General features: G+C 51.7%; 16 protein-coding genes. 11 read left to right on the forward strand and 5 right to left on the reverse strand.

Annotated elements, in window-relative coordinates:
* Positions 1–55: 55 nt before the first annotated feature.
* A complete protein-coding gene (locus tag ACR0M2_RS17085; protein ID WP_480706184.1) occupies positions 56–475 on the reverse strand; it encodes a hypothetical protein in 420 nt (139 codons plus the stop codon).
* A 243-nt stretch (positions 476–718) separates the two neighbouring features.
* Positions 719–1,018, reverse strand: coding sequence for a hypothetical protein (locus tag ACR0M2_RS17090; protein WP_170337109.1), 300 nt, complete (start codon positions 1,016–1,018; stop codon positions 719–721).
* Between the two features lie 567 nt (positions 1,019–1,585).
* Between ACR0M2_RS17090 and ACR0M2_RS17095 the strand changes: the two genes are divergently transcribed.
* From ACR0M2_RS17095 to ACR0M2_RS17105, 3 genes are all read left to right on the forward strand, one after another.
* A complete protein-coding gene (locus ACR0M2_RS17095) occupies positions 1,586–2,101 on the forward strand; it encodes a DUF805 domain-containing protein (protein ID WP_480649424.1) in 516 nt (171 codons plus the stop codon).
* Positions 2,102–2,175: 74 nt separating this feature from the next.
* A complete protein-coding gene (locus ACR0M2_RS17100) occupies positions 2,176–2,946 on the forward strand; it encodes a hypothetical protein (RefSeq protein WP_480706186.1) in 771 nt (256 codons plus the stop codon).
* Positions 2,930–3,466 (forward strand): hypothetical protein, encoded by a 537-nt coding sequence (locus tag ACR0M2_RS17105; RefSeq protein ID WP_480706188.1) that lies wholly within the window; start codon positions 2,930–2,932, stop codon positions 3,464–3,466. Before ACR0M2_RS17100 ends, ACR0M2_RS17105 begins: the two co-directional genes overlap by 17 nt.
* A gap of 546 nt (positions 3,467–4,012) precedes the next feature.
* On the opposite strand, the gene ACR0M2_RS17110 is transcribed toward ACR0M2_RS17105, so the two are convergent.
* Positions 4,013–5,692: a BCCT family transporter gene (locus ACR0M2_RS17110; RefSeq protein WP_170352056.1), complete on the reverse strand. Its 1,680-nt coding sequence runs from the start codon at positions 5,690–5,692 to the stop codon at positions 4,013–4,015.
* A gap of 334 nt (positions 5,693–6,026) precedes the next feature.
* Between ACR0M2_RS17110 and ACR0M2_RS17115 the strand changes: the two genes are divergently transcribed.
* The gene (locus tag ACR0M2_RS17115) at positions 6,027–6,959 is read left to right on the forward strand and encodes a LysR family transcriptional regulator (protein WP_480706189.1); all 933 of its coding nucleotides are present in this window, start codon (positions 6,027–6,029) and stop codon (positions 6,957–6,959) included.
* Positions 6,960–7,195: 236 nt separating this feature from the next.
* Here the strand turns inward: ACR0M2_RS17115 and ACR0M2_RS17120 are convergent, their stop codons facing one another.
* Positions 7,196–7,414, reverse strand: a complete 219-nt coding sequence (locus tag ACR0M2_RS17120) for a tautomerase family protein (RefSeq protein ID WP_170352054.1) — start codon at positions 7,412–7,414, stop codon at positions 7,196–7,198.
* Positions 7,415–7,535: 121 nt separating this feature from the next.
* Between ACR0M2_RS17120 and ACR0M2_RS17125 the strand changes: the two genes are divergently transcribed.
* The 4 genes from ACR0M2_RS17125 to ACR0M2_RS17140 all read left to right on the forward strand — a co-directional run bounded on the left by ACR0M2_RS17125 (position 7,536) and on the right by ACR0M2_RS17140 (position 10,566).
* Positions 7,536–7,961 carry an acyl-CoA thioesterase gene (locus tag ACR0M2_RS17125; protein ID WP_170414968.1) on the forward strand — a complete coding sequence of 142 codons (426 nt, stop codon included), beginning with the start codon at positions 7,536–7,538 and terminating at the stop codon, positions 7,959–7,961.
* A 365-nt stretch (positions 7,962–8,326) separates the two neighbouring features.
* Complete coding sequence (locus tag ACR0M2_RS17130) at positions 8,327–8,821, forward strand: GNAT family N-acetyltransferase (RefSeq protein WP_425082509.1); 495 nt, start codon at positions 8,327–8,329, stop codon at positions 8,819–8,821.
* 182 nt (positions 8,822–9,003) lie between these two features.
* Positions 9,004–9,990 (forward strand): DMT family transporter, encoded by a 987-nt coding sequence (locus ACR0M2_RS17135; protein ID WP_480706191.1) that lies wholly within the window; start codon positions 9,004–9,006, stop codon positions 9,988–9,990.
* A 108-nt stretch (positions 9,991–10,098) separates the two neighbouring features.
* Complete coding sequence (locus tag ACR0M2_RS17140; RefSeq protein WP_254429585.1) at positions 10,099–10,566, forward strand: lytic transglycosylase domain-containing protein; 468 nt, start codon at positions 10,099–10,101, stop codon at positions 10,564–10,566.
* A 773-nt stretch (positions 10,567–11,339) separates the two neighbouring features.
* On the opposite strand, the gene ACR0M2_RS17145 is transcribed toward ACR0M2_RS17140, so the two are convergent.
* On the reverse strand, positions 11,340–11,759 hold the full coding sequence (locus tag ACR0M2_RS17145; RefSeq protein ID WP_480706194.1) for a hypothetical protein: 420 nt from the start codon (positions 11,757–11,759) through the stop codon (positions 11,340–11,342).
* Positions 11,760–12,191: 432 nt separating this feature from the next.
* Here ACR0M2_RS17145 and ACR0M2_RS17150 point away from each other — a divergent pair, with 432 nt between their 5' ends.
* From ACR0M2_RS17150 to ACR0M2_RS17160, 3 genes are all read left to right on the forward strand, one after another.
* Positions 12,192–12,926: a TetR/AcrR family transcriptional regulator gene (locus tag ACR0M2_RS17150; protein WP_480706196.1), complete on the forward strand. Its 735-nt coding sequence runs from the start codon at positions 12,192–12,194 to the stop codon at positions 12,924–12,926.
* 122 nt (positions 12,927–13,048) lie between these two features.
* A complete protein-coding gene (locus ACR0M2_RS17155) occupies positions 13,049–14,155 on the forward strand; it encodes an alkene reductase (RefSeq protein WP_480706197.1) in 1,107 nt (368 codons plus the stop codon).
* 340 nt (positions 14,156–14,495) lie between these two features.
* A complete protein-coding gene (locus ACR0M2_RS17160) occupies positions 14,496–16,385 on the forward strand; it encodes an SLC13 family permease (RefSeq protein ID WP_480706198.1) in 1,890 nt (629 codons plus the stop codon).
* Positions 16,386–16,475 lie beyond the last annotated feature (90 nt).

Genomic DNA, 16,475 nt, shown 5'->3' on the forward strand with positions numbered 1-16,475 from the left:
CAGATGGTTCCCTGTTGGCTTGTCCTTAATGTTTTGTTCCGTACAAAGCGGAACCTCACTTCGCTTCTCGTAACTTTGACAGAAATTCATCGCATGCCTGTGCGCTGCCGACGATCTCGCCCGTCGTTTCAATTCCTTGCATTGACGCCATTTCGGAATTCACGCGATTGAGGATCTGATCCGCTTGCTCGGCGGTGATAAGGTTCTCGGCTTTTGCTCCTTTCAATGTGGTGCAGACACCAGCGGACAAGCCTGTCGCAACGCCGACACCTACCGCGGCCCCGCCACCCAAGGTCATCGCCCCAACCACGCCGAGGACGAGCCCGATCACAATTCCCAAGATCACTTTTCCCATGTTTTCCTCCCTTTTGGTGAGACAGAGCTCTTCCTTCATTTCTGGTGTAAACTGCGAGCCCACCTGCAAATGAAAACCAGCGCCAAAATGTTGAGCACCGGTGCAATCGCCGCGAACCACGGCTTGGCGGACTCCGAAATTAAGTCCGCTACAAGTATCCAAGGTAGTCCCAACGGCAGCAGGAACACTCCGGACAAAGGGTCTGGTTCCTGTCCCAACCAGCCGAACGTGCCCGTCAAGAATGCAACCAACGCCAACAGGTACAGGACCGCGAATACGATGATGGTGGTTCTACAAACCAAGTCGAGCCTCAGCAGATCAAGCCAGTACTGCGCAGCCGTATTCAGCTGCGCACCAAACAGATCACAATGCGCCTTCGTCGCCCAGGAACTCGATACCAGCTGTCGCGCCATCACTGTAAGCAATGCAATTCCAAGGAGCACGATCCTCGCCAACGCCTACAGTGACCTGTGTTCCCGCCTCGCTAAACGCGGATGAGAGCACCACGACTTGCGAATTGTTTGTCGTATTGGCTACATCTCGCAAACACGCCTGCTGAGCCGGCGTGAGCTCGGCGGACGCGCTTGATGTACTCGTATCGTCGCAGGCCGCAAGCAGTGCGAAACATGTCGCGCCTGCAATCATCACCATCTTGTTAGACATTTTCTTCTCCCTCTGGTTCCCTTGAAATTAGTGAAATTGGATGCGCTTGTTTGAAGCTCTCGCGTCTGAGTGCCCGACAGAACATGCTTCCATCCTGTGAATACCTTTCCCAAAACTTGCCGCGGGGGGCTTGGTCGGCGGGACGATATTTCGTTGACTATCGGGGCCGACAATAACGTGTGAAGGCCGAATGACGTCACTAGCAAATGCTAGAGCAAACTCTGGAAAGAGGGCGAGTACGTTAAGTTTGGGCATCGCGTCCTCCCAACGCTCAATCATTGTAAAGTGCCTTCCGACTGCCAGCACTCACTCCAGCAGTCGGAAGGGCCCGACAAATCGGGCGACAGCGACAACAACGGAGGTAAATAAAGTTGTGTCGAATTCGCATATTTGAATCTAATTTTTTACAAATCAATATTTTTTCCGCGCGTAAAATTCTTTACGCTCTCGTGCGATAGGCTTCTGCTTTCAAACAAAAAGGTAAGAGGGAGCATCCTAAGGGGCGAGTGCGTTCTCTAGAGCGGCGAAGCGTTTGAGACCGCACAGAAAGCAAGAAAGGAGTGAAATATGGGATTTGGCGAAGCAGTAAAAGCGTGTTTCTCAAAATACTTCCAGTTCTCCGGTCGGGCTTTACGCTCAGAATACTGGTGGTTCTTCTTGTTCGTAGTTCTCGCGAGCGCTGCTTTAGCTGTGCTGGATACAATCATATTCGGGACCAACCCCGAAACAGGGCAGGGATCTCGGGTTCTGTCCTCTGTTTTCCAACTGGCTGTTCTCATACCCATGCTGGCCGCCGGTTGGCGAAGGCTGCATGATACAGGACGACCTGGCTGGTATTTGCTGCTGCCGATGGCGCTCAGCATTACAACGCTATTTGTTATGCTGGGTGGGGTGGCGTTCTTTTCGGTATTGGAGCAAGGGACCGAGAACCCTGACGCATTGCGAGGACCTGCGGCCGTCCTGGGCGTAACCGGTATTGTTGTTGTCTCAATTCTTCAATTGGTTCTGTCCATCCTGATGATCTGGTGGCTTACGCGACCTTCCCAAGAAGGCGCAAACGAATACGGCGAACCTGTTTCCTGATCTGGCTGTCCGGGCAATTGGCTAGAACTTCTGCTGAACGACAGTGCGAACCGTAACTCAATGGAGAGAAAAAAATGAGCTGCAAAACCATTTCCATTGGAATGCTACTGATGGCAGTGGCGACCACAGCATCAGCGGAGTGGTCGTTCAGCTCCGGGCCCAACCCCAATGCGTTTATTCAGACAGGAAACATGACGCTGGAACTTCAGTGTGACCGTATTCGCTTTGCTCCGGCTGGATTCGAGGACAGCCAGGACATTGCGGACAAGCAGGGGCTTTCCATTCGCTTTTTGAAGAACAGCACCACCGAAGTTGGAGCATTTCAGGTTGGCGCAGAAAACGCTGCCGTGCAGATCGTCGACAATTATCCGGTCGAGGTCAGCTTCAACAGTCAGCAGGACTATAGTTTTGTACTGGACCAGCTTGCGGCCAACGCGTCGGTCAATCTGTCGATGAGTGATCAAGATGTCAGCTATGGGATCTTTGACTTGAAAGGTTCCAGCGCAGCAATTCGGTCCCTTCGTTCTGCGTGCAACTCGGATGCTAGCCAGGGGACCTCTTACGAAGCACCCGAAGGCATCGTCTATTGTGGTGGCGGAGCGATAAAACGCGTGATCGAACCCGTAATTTTAGACAATTCGGAGGGGGAGTGGGACGCAAGAGTAACGGTCAACGGCGAGTCGATTAGAGCCATGACGGCCTACAGTTACTTCGGAAACTCTGAGCCGCCGGCGGGATTTGTTGTCGCCCTGCTTGGGGAAGACAGGTCCGAATTTCTGATTTTTAACGAAGGCTCAGCAAACTGGCTGGAATACGGGGACTACAGGTATGAACAATGCAATTGATGCCACCTTCCAAACGGCTTCCCAAGTAGTGCGTCAATTGAAAGGGTTGGTTTTTAGGATTGTGCTGGTCTCTGGCCTAGTATGGAACTCACCAACTGTCGCGGCTGATGTTTCGCAACTTCCCATCGGTTTGCGGACAAAGGTTGATCTGGCGGCACAAGCCTGCGCGGAGTTCAACGACGGTCATTTTGACTTAGATTGGGGTGCGGTTGAGAGGGTCGATCTAGACGGAGACCTACAACGCGACTGGGTTCTGAATGAATCTGGTTTCGCGTGTTCAAGCGCCGCATCTCTATATTGTGGAACTGGCGGATGCATGTCGCACTTCTTGATTGAAGAAGAGGTTCAATCCTTGCTCAACCAGGGCTGGACGGTTGTTGATTTTGGGCTTCAACGCGTTGTTGTTGCGGATATTCATGGATCCAATTGCGACGGAATAAACCCAACGCCTTGCGTCACCGCCAGTGTTTGGGATGCGGACGCTAAGACGTGGCGCTCGTCTGCTGGCGATTGGGAGTAAACTGCATTTGTGTGTAGCAGATGTGCCAGAGGCCCCATTTTTCGATGGGTTTTCTGTGGCACGCAAACTTATGGGCGAATTGTACAAAGTTATGCGCAAATACCGCGCAGAGTTATTAGCAAACTTCCAAGATTTTCTTCAATGAAATCAATGTTGGGAATGCAGCGTTATGAGCGCACCTACAGTCTCTGAAGGGATTCAATAAAGGTTTCTTGTTGTTGCGAACTTGCCTGCGGGTTGGGACGCTACTGGAACACCTTACTTCATGGACATCGCAATCCGGGTCGTAACTAAACGTGAGCAGTGTTGCTGGGGTTCATGCTCAATGTGACTTCCGGAATCCCAGGTTTGGGTTCTCAGGCAGTTTGAACATTCTGCGCAGAATGCGGACTCTGCAAAGTTCAACCAAAGACGTATTTTCGGTAATGATCAAGCAATCAATATGCGGCGCTAAAACCCGCATTTTTGATAGATTTCTGTTTCGGCTGCCATCATATTTGTGACCCCGGTTTTTTCGTCCCAGGGTCACATTTAGATACGCGAGTACTATTCGGCTGGCATCGTTGATGTTTCGGGATCAACAGTTGATGCAATGCCAGCCGCTTCGCGGCGACCATCGTTCCAGATCGCTTTTATCAAAGCAATGCACATCAGCGCCATGACGATAGAGAAAGGTAATGCGCCGATTACCATAGCGGTCTGAATGGCCCCGGTTCCACCTGAGATCAGAAGGCCTCCAACCACCAATGCCAGCGCAGCGCCCCAGAACATGATATGCGGACGTGCCTTGGGCCCTTCGTCACCAGCCGCGTTGATCGTATTCACGATTAACACGGCCGAGTCAGCCGAAGTGACAAGGAAGGTCATCAGCAAAATCACGATCACAACCGCCATGGCCCAGGCCAGGAACTCGGCTATGGGCGCGAGCATGTAGGTGGTCATGGCAAAGATCTTGTCACCATTGGCCGCATCCAGGATCACACCGTTTGCGCCACCGTTCAGTTCAAGGTCGATAGCGGTGCCGCCGGCCCATGCAAACCAGACAAAGCACATCAGCGACGGTACGATCATCGCACCCAGCACGAACTCACGGATGGACCGCCCCCGCGAGATGCGCGCCAAGAACAATCCGACGAAAGGTGCAAACGCGATCCACCAGGCCCAATAAAACACCGGCCACCAGCCCTGCCATTGTGCCAGCAGGAAAGATTCAGACCCTTCTACGCCATCCGAGGCGTAAACGTTGAAGCTGAGCCAGGGCAGAGCAACCAGATAGTCCCAGATGCCGACAAAGAATGCCTTGGCGCCAAAGAACGTAGCCCCGAACAGGATGAAGAAACCCAGAAGGAAGATCGATAGCGCCATATTAATGTTTGACAGCCACTTGATGCCCTTACCCACACCAGACAGAGCCGACAGTGTCGAAGCCCCCATGATGACCAGCAACGCGACGATGATGCCCAGCGTTGTGGCTGAACCGTCTGTATTTGCCAGGCCGCCGATGCCGATTCGCGTCAGGCCCGCAACGAACTGCTCAACACCAAAGCCAAGCGTCTGTGCCACACCCAAGATGGTTGCAACGACGGCGACGATATCGATCAGGTGGCCAAGGTTGCCCGAAAGCGCCTTACCAAAGAGCGGCGTCAGGGATGAGCGGATCGTCAGCGGAAGCCCACGGCGATAGCTGAAGAATGCCAATGCAAGACCTGCAATCGCGTAGCACGCCCAAGCGCCCAATCCCCAATGCAGATAGGACCACACGTAGGCAGTGCGCACATTGTCCGCATCTAGGGCTGTAGTGACCCCCTGTATAACCGAAGGATTGTTCTTGAAGTGGGCCACGGGTTCCGCCACCGCCCAGGTCAACATCCCAACTCCGATACCTGCACCGAACATCATCGAGAACCATGAGAAATTCGAGAACTCCGGCTTTTCGCCTTCTACACCCAGGTTCAGACGTCCTGCAGCTGGCCAGATGGCCAATCCAATACAGACGATAACAAACCCTGTTACGACCCAGATGTACCAAGCTGCAAACTGAGCCAGAATGGCTGCATTCCAATCGCCAAGGATCCTGCCGGCCTGGGTCGGCCAAACGATGCACCAGACGACCAGCAAACTAATGATAATCTTACTGATCACCGTGACGTTAACACTGAACCCCCTATAAAAACCGTTGTCAGCGGTCTTAATCGGAAGTTCTGATAGAGGTGGCTTTATCGCCATAATCAACTTCTCCCTGTTTTTGATATTCTGGTGGGACAGTCTGCTAGTTTTGGCCCGATCGCCCATATTGCCGGGAAACCAGTGAGCCCAACGATGCACACCAGTTGCATCGTCAATCTCACTGGGTCCGGGGAGTTAAAACGCGCCGAAATTCTTAGCTTCTCAGAGCCAGCGCACGCGTGTGAATTTCGTTAATCGGATGGCTGTCCGCACCTATGGCCGCGGTTTTGTTTGGTTATCATTGGCTCCCGTGTTTCTCTCACAGGGCTGCACTCGCGCCCATTGGCTTAGTTTTTGGTATAAATTTTCTCTCTTTTGCAGTAGCTGAGTAATTATGGGTGACATTAACAGAGTTAATACCAATCTAAGCCGAAACCTCGTGGCGCTTTATGCGTTCGAAATGGTCGCGAAGCATGGAAACTTTACAAGTGCCGGCGATGCTCTCGGGCTGACCCAGTCCTCGATCTCGCAACGGATAAAAGGTTTGGAGGTCGATCTGGGCGTCGTCCTCTTCAAAAGAGAACACCGGGGCGTTTCACTGACGTATGAGGGGTTGAGGCTTTTGAATGTGGTCAGACCCGCAATGACGCAGATGAGTTTTGCGGTAAACTCTTTGCTCGAGCGCAAAACTAAACCCAGTGTTCGAATCTCAGCCGATTTTGCGTTCTCAACATTCTGGCTGCTTCCGCGTCTTGGTTACCTCCGAGAGGAAATCGGGGATGAAATTGAAATTCAGATTTTGGCCTCCACTGTGCCGCCCGGCCTGGATGATACCGATTGCGACATTCGTATCCATGTTGCACCCAAAGCCCAGATCAAACCTGATGAAATACTACTCTTGGAAGAGGTTGTCGCCGCTGTTTGCAGTCCTCAGCTATTAGAGAAGATTGGATCAATCCAAAATCCCGCGGACTTGCTGGATGTTCAACTTCTGAGCCTGTCAAAACCTGCAACCGCAGCGTGGCAAACCTGGCAAGGATGGTTTGATAGCCTGGGCATAACTGGCAAAAGAAAGAAAAATTACATCAGTTTCAACAACTATGACATGGTCACCCAGGCTGCTTTGTCTGGTGAAGGTGTCGCATTGGGGTGGATTGGATTGATTGATGATCTGCTCAGCAAGGGGTCTCTGGTGACCGTTACGGACGATTTAGTCTTCAGCGATGCTGGTTATGTAATGTCTCGAAGTCATACCAACTCCGGCAGGGGGTCCAGGCTTGTGTTCGACTGGATTGCGGATCAAGTTCTCGCAGCATCTTCGAATTAGAACGTCGCTGAGTTGTTCAGTCAGCTCGGCCATAACGTCCGGTCAATTCGAAAACTACGGCAATACTACAACAACATGAAGCGGCATTGAAAACTTGCTTTCTTCTCGCTTTACGGAATTGCAAAGTCTGGTCGCGAATGTCGGTTACGGGCTGCAACAGCCAAGTATGCAACCCGTAGAAAATGACTGCTGTGGGCCAAAGCTGCCGAAAACTGACCCGGTCCTAAGGTGTTTTGTCAACCACGGGCGCGCATCTCCAAAGCGTCTTGTGTAGTTAGAATGTGTCCCGCGTAACCCCATGAACCGCTGCTTACCTCTAGCAACCGGACAGACGTTCCATTTTGTATTGTTTGCCCGGCGACTTCACCGAAGGCCTTGGTGACATTTTGTATTATCTTTCCTTTTTCTTCTGCCGAAAACACACCTTCAAGCACCTGAATTTCAATTGAGGGCATCGCACACTCCATTTCTTAAGACTTACCAAAGTGCTGGTCTATACTTGGTCGATTGTTCGACAAGATGACATGCAATGCCCATTCTTGTAAGAATCCTATGCAGTTCGAGAGGAGCAACTACATGTCAGCAATGGTTTCATTTCGCTCGGTTGTTGATCCAACGGATTGCGATTTCCTTGGACATATGAATGTTTCGAGGTACTTCGCCGCATGTTCCGACGGTGTTTTAGCCATTCAATCTGAAATGGGGTTAACCGCAAACGATATGCGAACGGGCCGCCGTGTTTCATTCGCCGTAGTCAACGCTCAAAGCGATTTCCGCGCAGAGCTTACTGCTGGTGAATCGATACGGCTGGAGACGGAAGTTGTAGCGATTGGCTCCAAATCCATGACCTTTAGACATCGGCTTTTTCGAGCTGACGGCAACAAGATAGCGTTCGAAACCGAATTCAAATGCGTACTGCTAAGCCTCGAAACCCGCCAAGCCACAGAGATACCCGATGACGTTCGCGAACGTGCAACCAAATGGTTGGGGAACCCAACCTGAATGACCAGAAAGTCCCGAATTGCGTTGGTTCACTCCGACCAATCTTAGCGCCGTACATCAATCGGTGGCTTTGGTCAGCATCGCTAGAATTACAAAGCTCGGTTTTGAAGGTCCGCTTTGGGCTGCGATCTGTCGCAGACATTGTATGCAGAAAATGTCTGCTGTGAGCCCAATGCAGTCATCCATCGTTGCTTGAGCAGGACAATAAATTGCGCATTTGACAACAAGTATTTACGGCCCTCATGCTAAAACTTGGAATTCGAAGTGGAACGACCAAAGGTAATTTCATGTTTAGATCATCAACCCGAAGTGAAGCAGAAAGTTTGTTAAGCGGACTTGCTCTTGGATTTTCTGCGGACCCATTCATGCGTTGGCTGTATCCTGAACCTGCCGATTTCCTCTCCCACTTCCCGCGAGTAATGGACTTCTTTGGAGGGCGTGCATTTGAACAGGGCAGCGCGTTTCGAAACGATGATTTCACCGCTGGCGCACTTTGGCTTCCGCCAAGCATTCACCCTGATGAAGAACGGCTTGTCGCCTGTTTTGAGCAGACGGTCTCACCAGAAAAGCATGATGCGTTGTTCGAAACCTTTGGGCAGATGGACAATTATCATCCCGATGAGGACTGCTGGCATTTAGCTTTTATTGCGGTCGACCCAATTCACCAAGGAAAAGGGTTGGGTTCCGCGTTGCTTGAATGCTGCCTCAAACGTTGTGACGAAGATGGAAGACCTGCTTACTTAGAGTCGACAAACCCTACAAATCTATCGCTGTATAAGCGCTATGGTTTTCAAGAGATGGGTCTAATCAAAGCCGACCAAGCCCCACCCCTATTTCCGATGTTTCGAGCCGCCCAATAGCGATAGATCAAACGGCTGCATTGTCCGCTTCTCGGAAAACTGCAAAGTCTAGTTTTGAATTTCCGGTTTGGGCTGCGACCGGTCACAGATACGCGTCGCGGATATCTGAGCGAACTGCCGTGTCGCAAAGCGACGTGACCTATTCTTTGACCCATGGTAGTGGCCCTGTGAAAGGGCACTCCATGACAGCGGAACAAAAACTACAAAACCCGACAGCTGGTATTGTGTTCGTGCTGATCGGAATATTGGCGATTTCTGTCAATGACATGCTGATCAAATTCCTGTCTGGCGGTTACCCATTGCACCAGATGGTGTTTACAAGATCGTTGATCGGGATCGGGTTCAGCTTTGCCCTGGTCCAGATGGAGGGCGGTTGGCGCATCCTGAAAACCGATCAGCCGGAACTTCACCTTGTGCGCGGTTTGCTGATTGTCATTGCCAATCTGACGTTCTTTACGGCCCTGGCGGTAATGCCGCTGGCAGAAGCCACCGCTGTTTTCTTCGTAGCCCCCTTGATGATCACCTTGCTGAGTATCCCATTGCTTGGCGAAAAAGTTGGGCCGATGCGGATTGGTGCTGTGCTTGTGGGATTTTTGGGCGTGGTGATCATGACTCGCCCATGGGAGGCAGGCGGCGAGCGTGAAGTTGGTCTGTTGATGTATGCCTTACCGATTCTTGCTGCATTTACCTATGCCCTCAACAACGTGATGACCCGTTTTCTTGGCGCAAAGTCCAAAGCCTCAGCAATGGCCGTGTACATTCAGGCGTGCTTTATCGTTGTCAGTCTGTTGTTCTGGTCAGTGGCAGGGGATGGACGTTTTGCGAGTGAGCTCGAGAACGATAGCCTGATCTTCTTACTGCGTGCGTGGGTTTGGCCCGAAGGGGCTGACCGCTGGTTGTTTATTGGCCTCGGATTCAATTCTGCAATTGTCGGGTATTGCCTTGGCCAGGCCTACCGAATGGCAGACGCAGCTACAGTGGCACCGTTTGAATATGTCGGTCTTCCCATGGCTATTTTCTGGGGATGGGTCATCTGGGGCGAACTCCCAAACCTGCCTGTCGCAGTCGGTATTTCACTGATCTTGGGGTCAGGACTGTTTGTCTTTTTGCGCGAGCGTCAGAAAAAGAGGCACGTTGTTACTGAAAAGAGAGTGCACCGTCGGTATTAGGTGCCAAATCAATTCTGGCCAAAAGCCGCTCAAAAATACCTTGGGATATTGAATATCAATCACAGTTGAGCACTGATGAATCTTGTCATTAATGAGATGAGATTTTTGATGCGATACACAGTCATTCTTGCTGCGCTAATTCTTACCGCTTGCGGCAATGAACCCACAGAGCCTTTGACGCGACTTTATCCCGGTGAAACCCCTGAGCTGCGCGTGATGATCAACGAAACTGCGGACGCAAACGGTGTACCGCGGAGCCTCGTACACCGTGTGATCCAGCGAGAAAGCGACTACCGCCCCAATGCCCGAAATGGTCCCTATTATGGGCTGATGCAGATTCTGCCTGCAACTGCGCGCCAGATGGGATTTCGCGGACAGCCTTCCGACCTCTTAGACGCTCAGACCAATCTAACATACGCCGTTAGATATTTGCGTGGTGCTTGGATGGTTTCAGATGGAAATGAGCCCGAAGCGGTCATGTGGTATGCCCGCGGGTATTATTACGAGGCGCGAAACAGATGCATGCTTGTGGCCACCGGGCTTAGGGATACTGAGGTGCGAAAGTACTGCGGATGAAGCCCGTCTCTGACATTCTTACTCCCCTCTGGATTTGAGACTTTTGGGCAAATTGCTAACTTTGAGTTATTTGTCATGGCCCCGGAAAAGCTAGTTGTCGGGCGTGCTAGCGCTTCCTCAGGAGAGGCTCCAATTCTGTAAACGACCTAGTCCTCCGGCGCAAGTAGTTTGCACTGGTGTGGAAAGACGGGAGACTGGCACCGAAATTCCTACCTGTGCGTTGCTTTAGGTGTCGTCTGGTGACACGCCCTGCCTATTACCAGAAGTTGGTTCAATCTCCCGAATTGCCAACTCCGCGATTTTTCGAACCAGATACCAAACGCTGCTGCGGCGTGTATGCCACTTGATTCAGCCAGTCACATCCTGAGCCGGGATCCTACCGCTAGTGTGGATGAGGATCTGGCGCGATTGCGCAGGCAGATGATGGCTGTGTTTGAGCGGTGAAGTCTGTTTGACAGAAATATGCAGAAACCGAGTTTGTTGAGTTTCCGCTACGCGTAGCGGTAGATAACAGATTTGCAGAGCAGTTGTACTTGTCGGTGGGATTTTCTCCAACGGGTATCGATATTCGAAGACCTAGTTAATACCCGTATTTCAGTATGCTCTTGGCCATTCGTATTTATGGATGGGCTGCTTGATATTGTCTCTGAATTCTCAGAAGAGAATGGACATTTAAGTGCCCTGATCTCGCTATTCTTGCCGGAGGCAGAAAAAGCAGGGGAGACACGAATTTTCCAGATGCTGTAAGACGTATGAGTGACCAAAAGCTAACACTAAGCTGCCTTCAGACCACCAGCATCGCCTGCGATACCGACTATGCAATCATCGCCGATCTGAATGCGATTTGCCGGGCTTTCACCTCCGAGTTCCAGTTTGGGTGAGGTTAACCAGAACGCGCATTGCCACGGGGTCATTTCACGTGGCAGGGCTTTCAACACTTTTTCCATCAAAGGAAGCGGGGTTCCATCCTGAGCAAACTGGAAAGATGGATAGGCGTTGGCTCCTTTGTAAGGTAAAGAAAGCACCTTCCCGGTTCGTGTCCAGATGTCGGCTATCCGCGTGATCTGCCAGGAGCCCTTCTGCCATTGTGCGTGCACGCCTACATCGTCCAGCAACGGATACTCACGCGCAAAATCATCCATCCGGGTGTCATTGACCGCGCAACAATGCCCCTCGAAATTATGCAAATACATCTACTCACTCACTGAACTCACTAACAACTCATGAAACGATACTGCCAAAAAACCGTTCTAACCAAAGTTAAGAAGTTCACATTGGGCAAATTAAACTTCAGCTGCCCTCGTTTTTTTTGCCTAGCGCGCTGAAATTATTGTTGGTTTGCTTGCGATGACCCGCCGTTCTGATGCTCGTAAAACCAGTTCTGAATTCCTGGCTTTGTTACTCATTGGAGTAGTAATCCTCACAAGATGAGGGCATTGGCCATGAATCTACCGAACCAATCTCTGGTTTGTGAGTGATCAAGATCAGCGCGTTGGACAAAGCCGCCAGTCACTCAGTCCAGTGTTGGAAACTAGTACCGAGCGCGGGCTCTCTTTTCTACGATCGCGATCCTCCTCGTCTGACACTCCCGCAAAAAGACAAACAGTCCTGATCCTAAGATTAGCGTGACACCAACCGGGATGGGGAGGTTTTGTATTTCTACCGACCTAAATTCCTTTCTCTGGTCACAATACGGACTGACCATTCCAAAAATTTCCTACCGCCACCTTGAATTTCTGGACCAATCATTCCAAATCATGCGCATGAGCAAAAAAACTCTCCCAAATGGCGACATCAAATCATCCGCAGGTCCAGGTAGACCTCGTGCCTTTGACGAAGCTGAGGCATTGGAAAAAGCCTTGTGTGTATTCTGGCACAAGGGCTACGAGACCGCGTCCGTGGATGATCTGACCAAGGCCATGGGTTTGAGTCGGTCCAGCTTCTATGGAGCGTTCGGCAACAAGCAGGCTTTGTTTCACAAAGCCCTCAGCCACTATTCAAGGCGTGGTTTGAAAGCGCTGCGTGACGTTGCTGACGCGGGCGGAGATGACCCTGTTGGTGCGATAATGGAAGCTTTGGCGAACCCGCAAGGCGGTCGTGATGGCTGCATGCTTATCAACTGCCTGACGGAACTTGCTCCTCATGATGATGAAGTGGCGGCTCTCGGGCGGCAGCATTTGGAGAATATTGACGAGATTATTGCGAGAACGCTTGAGCCTTCGGATCCGGGACAGGCCCTCGACAAGGCACGCGCCTTTGCGTCCCTTGCAATCGGAACACTAGCCTTGCGCAAGGCGGGCGTTCCCGCTGAGCAGATATCGCAAACCCTGAAACAAGCCCGGTTGGTGATTTCGCCATAAGGCCTCCCGCCACCATAAGGAAATGAAACCTAAAACAAACTCAATCAAAAGACAGTGACCCTAATATTGGACTGATTGGTCCAATAATATCTGAACGAAGTTTACCAAAGAAGGAAACAGCAATGGCTGATGAAAAACTGTTCTCCGGCATCAAAGCTGGTGCAATCGAGCTGAAAAACCGCATTGTCATGGCGCCATTGACCCGCAACCGGGCAAGAGCCGAGGATGACAGTGTCCATGAATTGCAGGCCAAGTACTACGCCCAGCGGGCGGGTGCAGGTCTGATCATCACAGAGGCTTCGCAAATCTCGCCCCAAGGCAAGGGCTATGCCTGGACGCCCGGCATTTATTCCGAAGCGCAGATCGACGGCTGGAAAAAAGTGACTGAGGCCGTCCATGCCAAGGACGGGAAGATTGTAATCCAGCTTTGGCATGTGGGCCGGATTTCGCATTACAGCTTGCAGCAGGATGGTGGCGCCCCTGTTGCACCATCCGCAATTGGAGCTAAGGCCAAGACGTTTGATGGTGAGCAGTTTGTTGAAACATCTGAACCGCGGGCTCTGGCCATCGAAGAAATTGCAAACATTGTTTCCGACTACCGGAGGGCTGCGGAAAACGCCAAAGAGGCTGGTTTCGACGGTGTCGAGGTCCACGCAGCCAATGGATATCTGATCGATCAGTTCCTGCGGGACGAGTCCAACAGGCGTGAAGACGAATACGGCGGTCCTGTCGAGAACAGAGCGCGATTCCTGAAGGAAGTCATGGACGTGGTTGTCGACGTGTGGGGCGCCGACCGCGTTGGTGTTCGCCTCAGCCCGTTCTCGGACGCCAACAACATCTCCGACAGCGACCCGCAGGCGACGTTCTCCCATGCGATCAAATTGTTGAATAGCTATGGGTTGGCCTATCTCCATCTCGTGGAAGGACAGACCGGCGGCCCGCGCGATATTCCTGAAGGTGGCGATCTGAAGGCGCTCTATGAGTTGTTTGACGGTGCGAAAATGGGCAACAACGCTTATGACCGGGAAATGGCGGTCGAAGCGGTTGAAACCGGAGCCGTCGATCTGGTGGCCTTTGGTCGGCCGTTTATTTCCAACCCGGATCTTGTCAACCGGCTGGAGAAAGACGCCGCGCTGAATGAGCTGGATGCAACTACCCTCTACGGCGGTAACGAAAAAGGATACACCGACTACCCAGCACTAGAAGAGGAAGCGGTTGCCGCAGAGTGATGCATCACTCTTAACTCCTTGGTAACAGGCGATACCAAATAGAGTGAGCGCGCCGGTTTGGACGCGCTCACTTCGAGGTTACGGCAATACCCTTTCTTGAAGCGGGGTTCTGTCACAAGTCTACGAATGGACTGCTTCCCTCCGATTGCGGTGATTAAGAGAGGCTTTTGAGTTTATCTTCAGCGTCTCTTTGAGTTGGCGAAATCCAGGTTTCAGCAGATACCACGTCCGAGAAAACGAGCTGCGTGAGCCGACGTGATGGATTTTGGACTTATCTGCCGCGCAGAGTTGGTTCTTCGTATTTGCTGCTGGTCAGGTAACGTTAGGTTGGGAGTACGATATGGAATTACCAACGCTGACGTACGAAATGATAGCCGTACTGAGTCTATTGTCTTTTACGGTCTTACTTTTTGTTACCGAGATTATACGGATCGATGTTGCAGCAATTCTTGTAATGGTTTTGCTTGGCGCACTGAGCTATCTACCGGGGTTAAATAATCTAGCCGATATTTCCAACCTCTTCGAAGGTTTCTCCTCCAACGCTGTGATGTCCATCATCGCAGTTATGGTAATTGGGGCTGGGCTTGATAAGACTGGACTTATGTCAAAGGTCGCGGCCTTGATCCTCAAGAATGGTGGCACGACAGAGGCCCGGATAATCCCCATAATTTCAACAACGGTTGGTGTCATCAGCTCTTTCATGCAGAACGTCGGAGCTGCCGCGCTTTTTCTGCCTGTTGTGAGCCGCATCTCAGCACGTACTGAAATCCCAATGAGTAGGTTGCTTATGCCCATGGGGTTTTGCGCGATTCTGGGTGGTACGATCACATTGGTCGGGTCGTCGCCCCTCATCCTGTTAAATGACTTGATCGTTTCGGCAAATTCATCCCTTCCGGCTGACCAACAAATGGAGACATTTGGGTTGTTTTCAGTCACGCCTATCGGTGTGATGCTGGTGCTGACAGGGGTGCTTTACTTTGTGCTATTTGGTCGTTGGGTCCTTCCAGCGCAGCGAGAGCGTGGAGAAGACGCAAGCTCAGCTCGGTCCATGCAGACCTATGTAGAAAACACCTATGGGCTTAGGGCCGATATGTTCGAGATTCGTGTTCCAGAAGGCTCGATCTTGATTGGACAAACGCTCGCGGATGTCATGGTCGCCCATAATATTTACATTCTCGGTACATCCTATCGCGGCCACAAGGTCATCGCGCCGATGGCCGATACAAAGATCGAAGCCCCGGCGCGGCTCGCAGTGCTCGGCCTACGTCGGGTGGTTGAGCATCAGTTCGCTGAGCCTTACGGCTTAGAGATACTACCCCAATTAGATGTCTTTGCAGATGATTTCGCGGCGACTCAATCAGGGGTGGCAGAGGTTGTTATTCCGCCCGGTTCATCGGTCATTGGCCAGACTCCGATTGATCTGCGCCTCCGTCAGACACACGGTTTGTCTCTGTTGGCCATTCAGCGCGGTGAAGAAACACTGAGCCACGTTGAAACTGAAGATCATTCAGCCACGCATATCGGGCAAGTCCCTTTGCAAGCTGGTGATACGTGTGTGGTGCACGTGCAGTGGGACCGTCTGACACGGCTTAAGTCGGACAGGGATTTTGTCGTCGTTACTTCGGATTTTCCCCAGGAAGAGTTACGTCCACACAAAGTCGGATGGGCGCTTGCTTTCTTCCTAATAGCGTTGAGCTTAATCCTGTTTTCCGATCTGCGCTTGTCATTATGCCTGTTGATCGGCGCTATTGGGATGGTTTTGAGCCGGGTGCTATCGATTGATGAAGCCTACGAGTCGATCAGTTGGAGCACAGTTTTTCTACTCGCTTCGCTGATCCCGTTGGGCCAGGCAGTTCAGAACACCGGCACTGCGGATTGGATTGCAGCACATGTGTTGGCCCTCCTGAAGGGGTGGCCGATCTGGTCTTTGCAAGCAGGGATCGCCGTTTTGGCAACGGCGTTCACGCTGGTCATGTCCAACGTAGGTGCAACTGTTCTGCTGGTGCCGCTGGCGGTTTCTATTGCCGTATCGGCGGGTGGTAACCCGGCTGTGTTTGCTCTCACCGTGGCAATTTCAACGTCCAACTCATTTTTGATCCCAACACACCAGGTGAACGCGTTGATCATGGGCCCGGCAGGCTACCGGGTGGTCGATTTCGTTCGCTCGGGTGGAATCATGACTCTACTTTTCTTGGTTGTCTCAATGACCGGACTTGCGCTCTTCTTCTGATGCGCTTCTTGGCGATCCGCATTGCTGAACTCTGCTTCAGCTCAAAAGAACTGGCAAGATGAGGTCTTTGAGACCAATCCTTTTGTTGGA

It is taken from the genome of Ruegeria sp. BE10, from assembly GCF_056538905.1.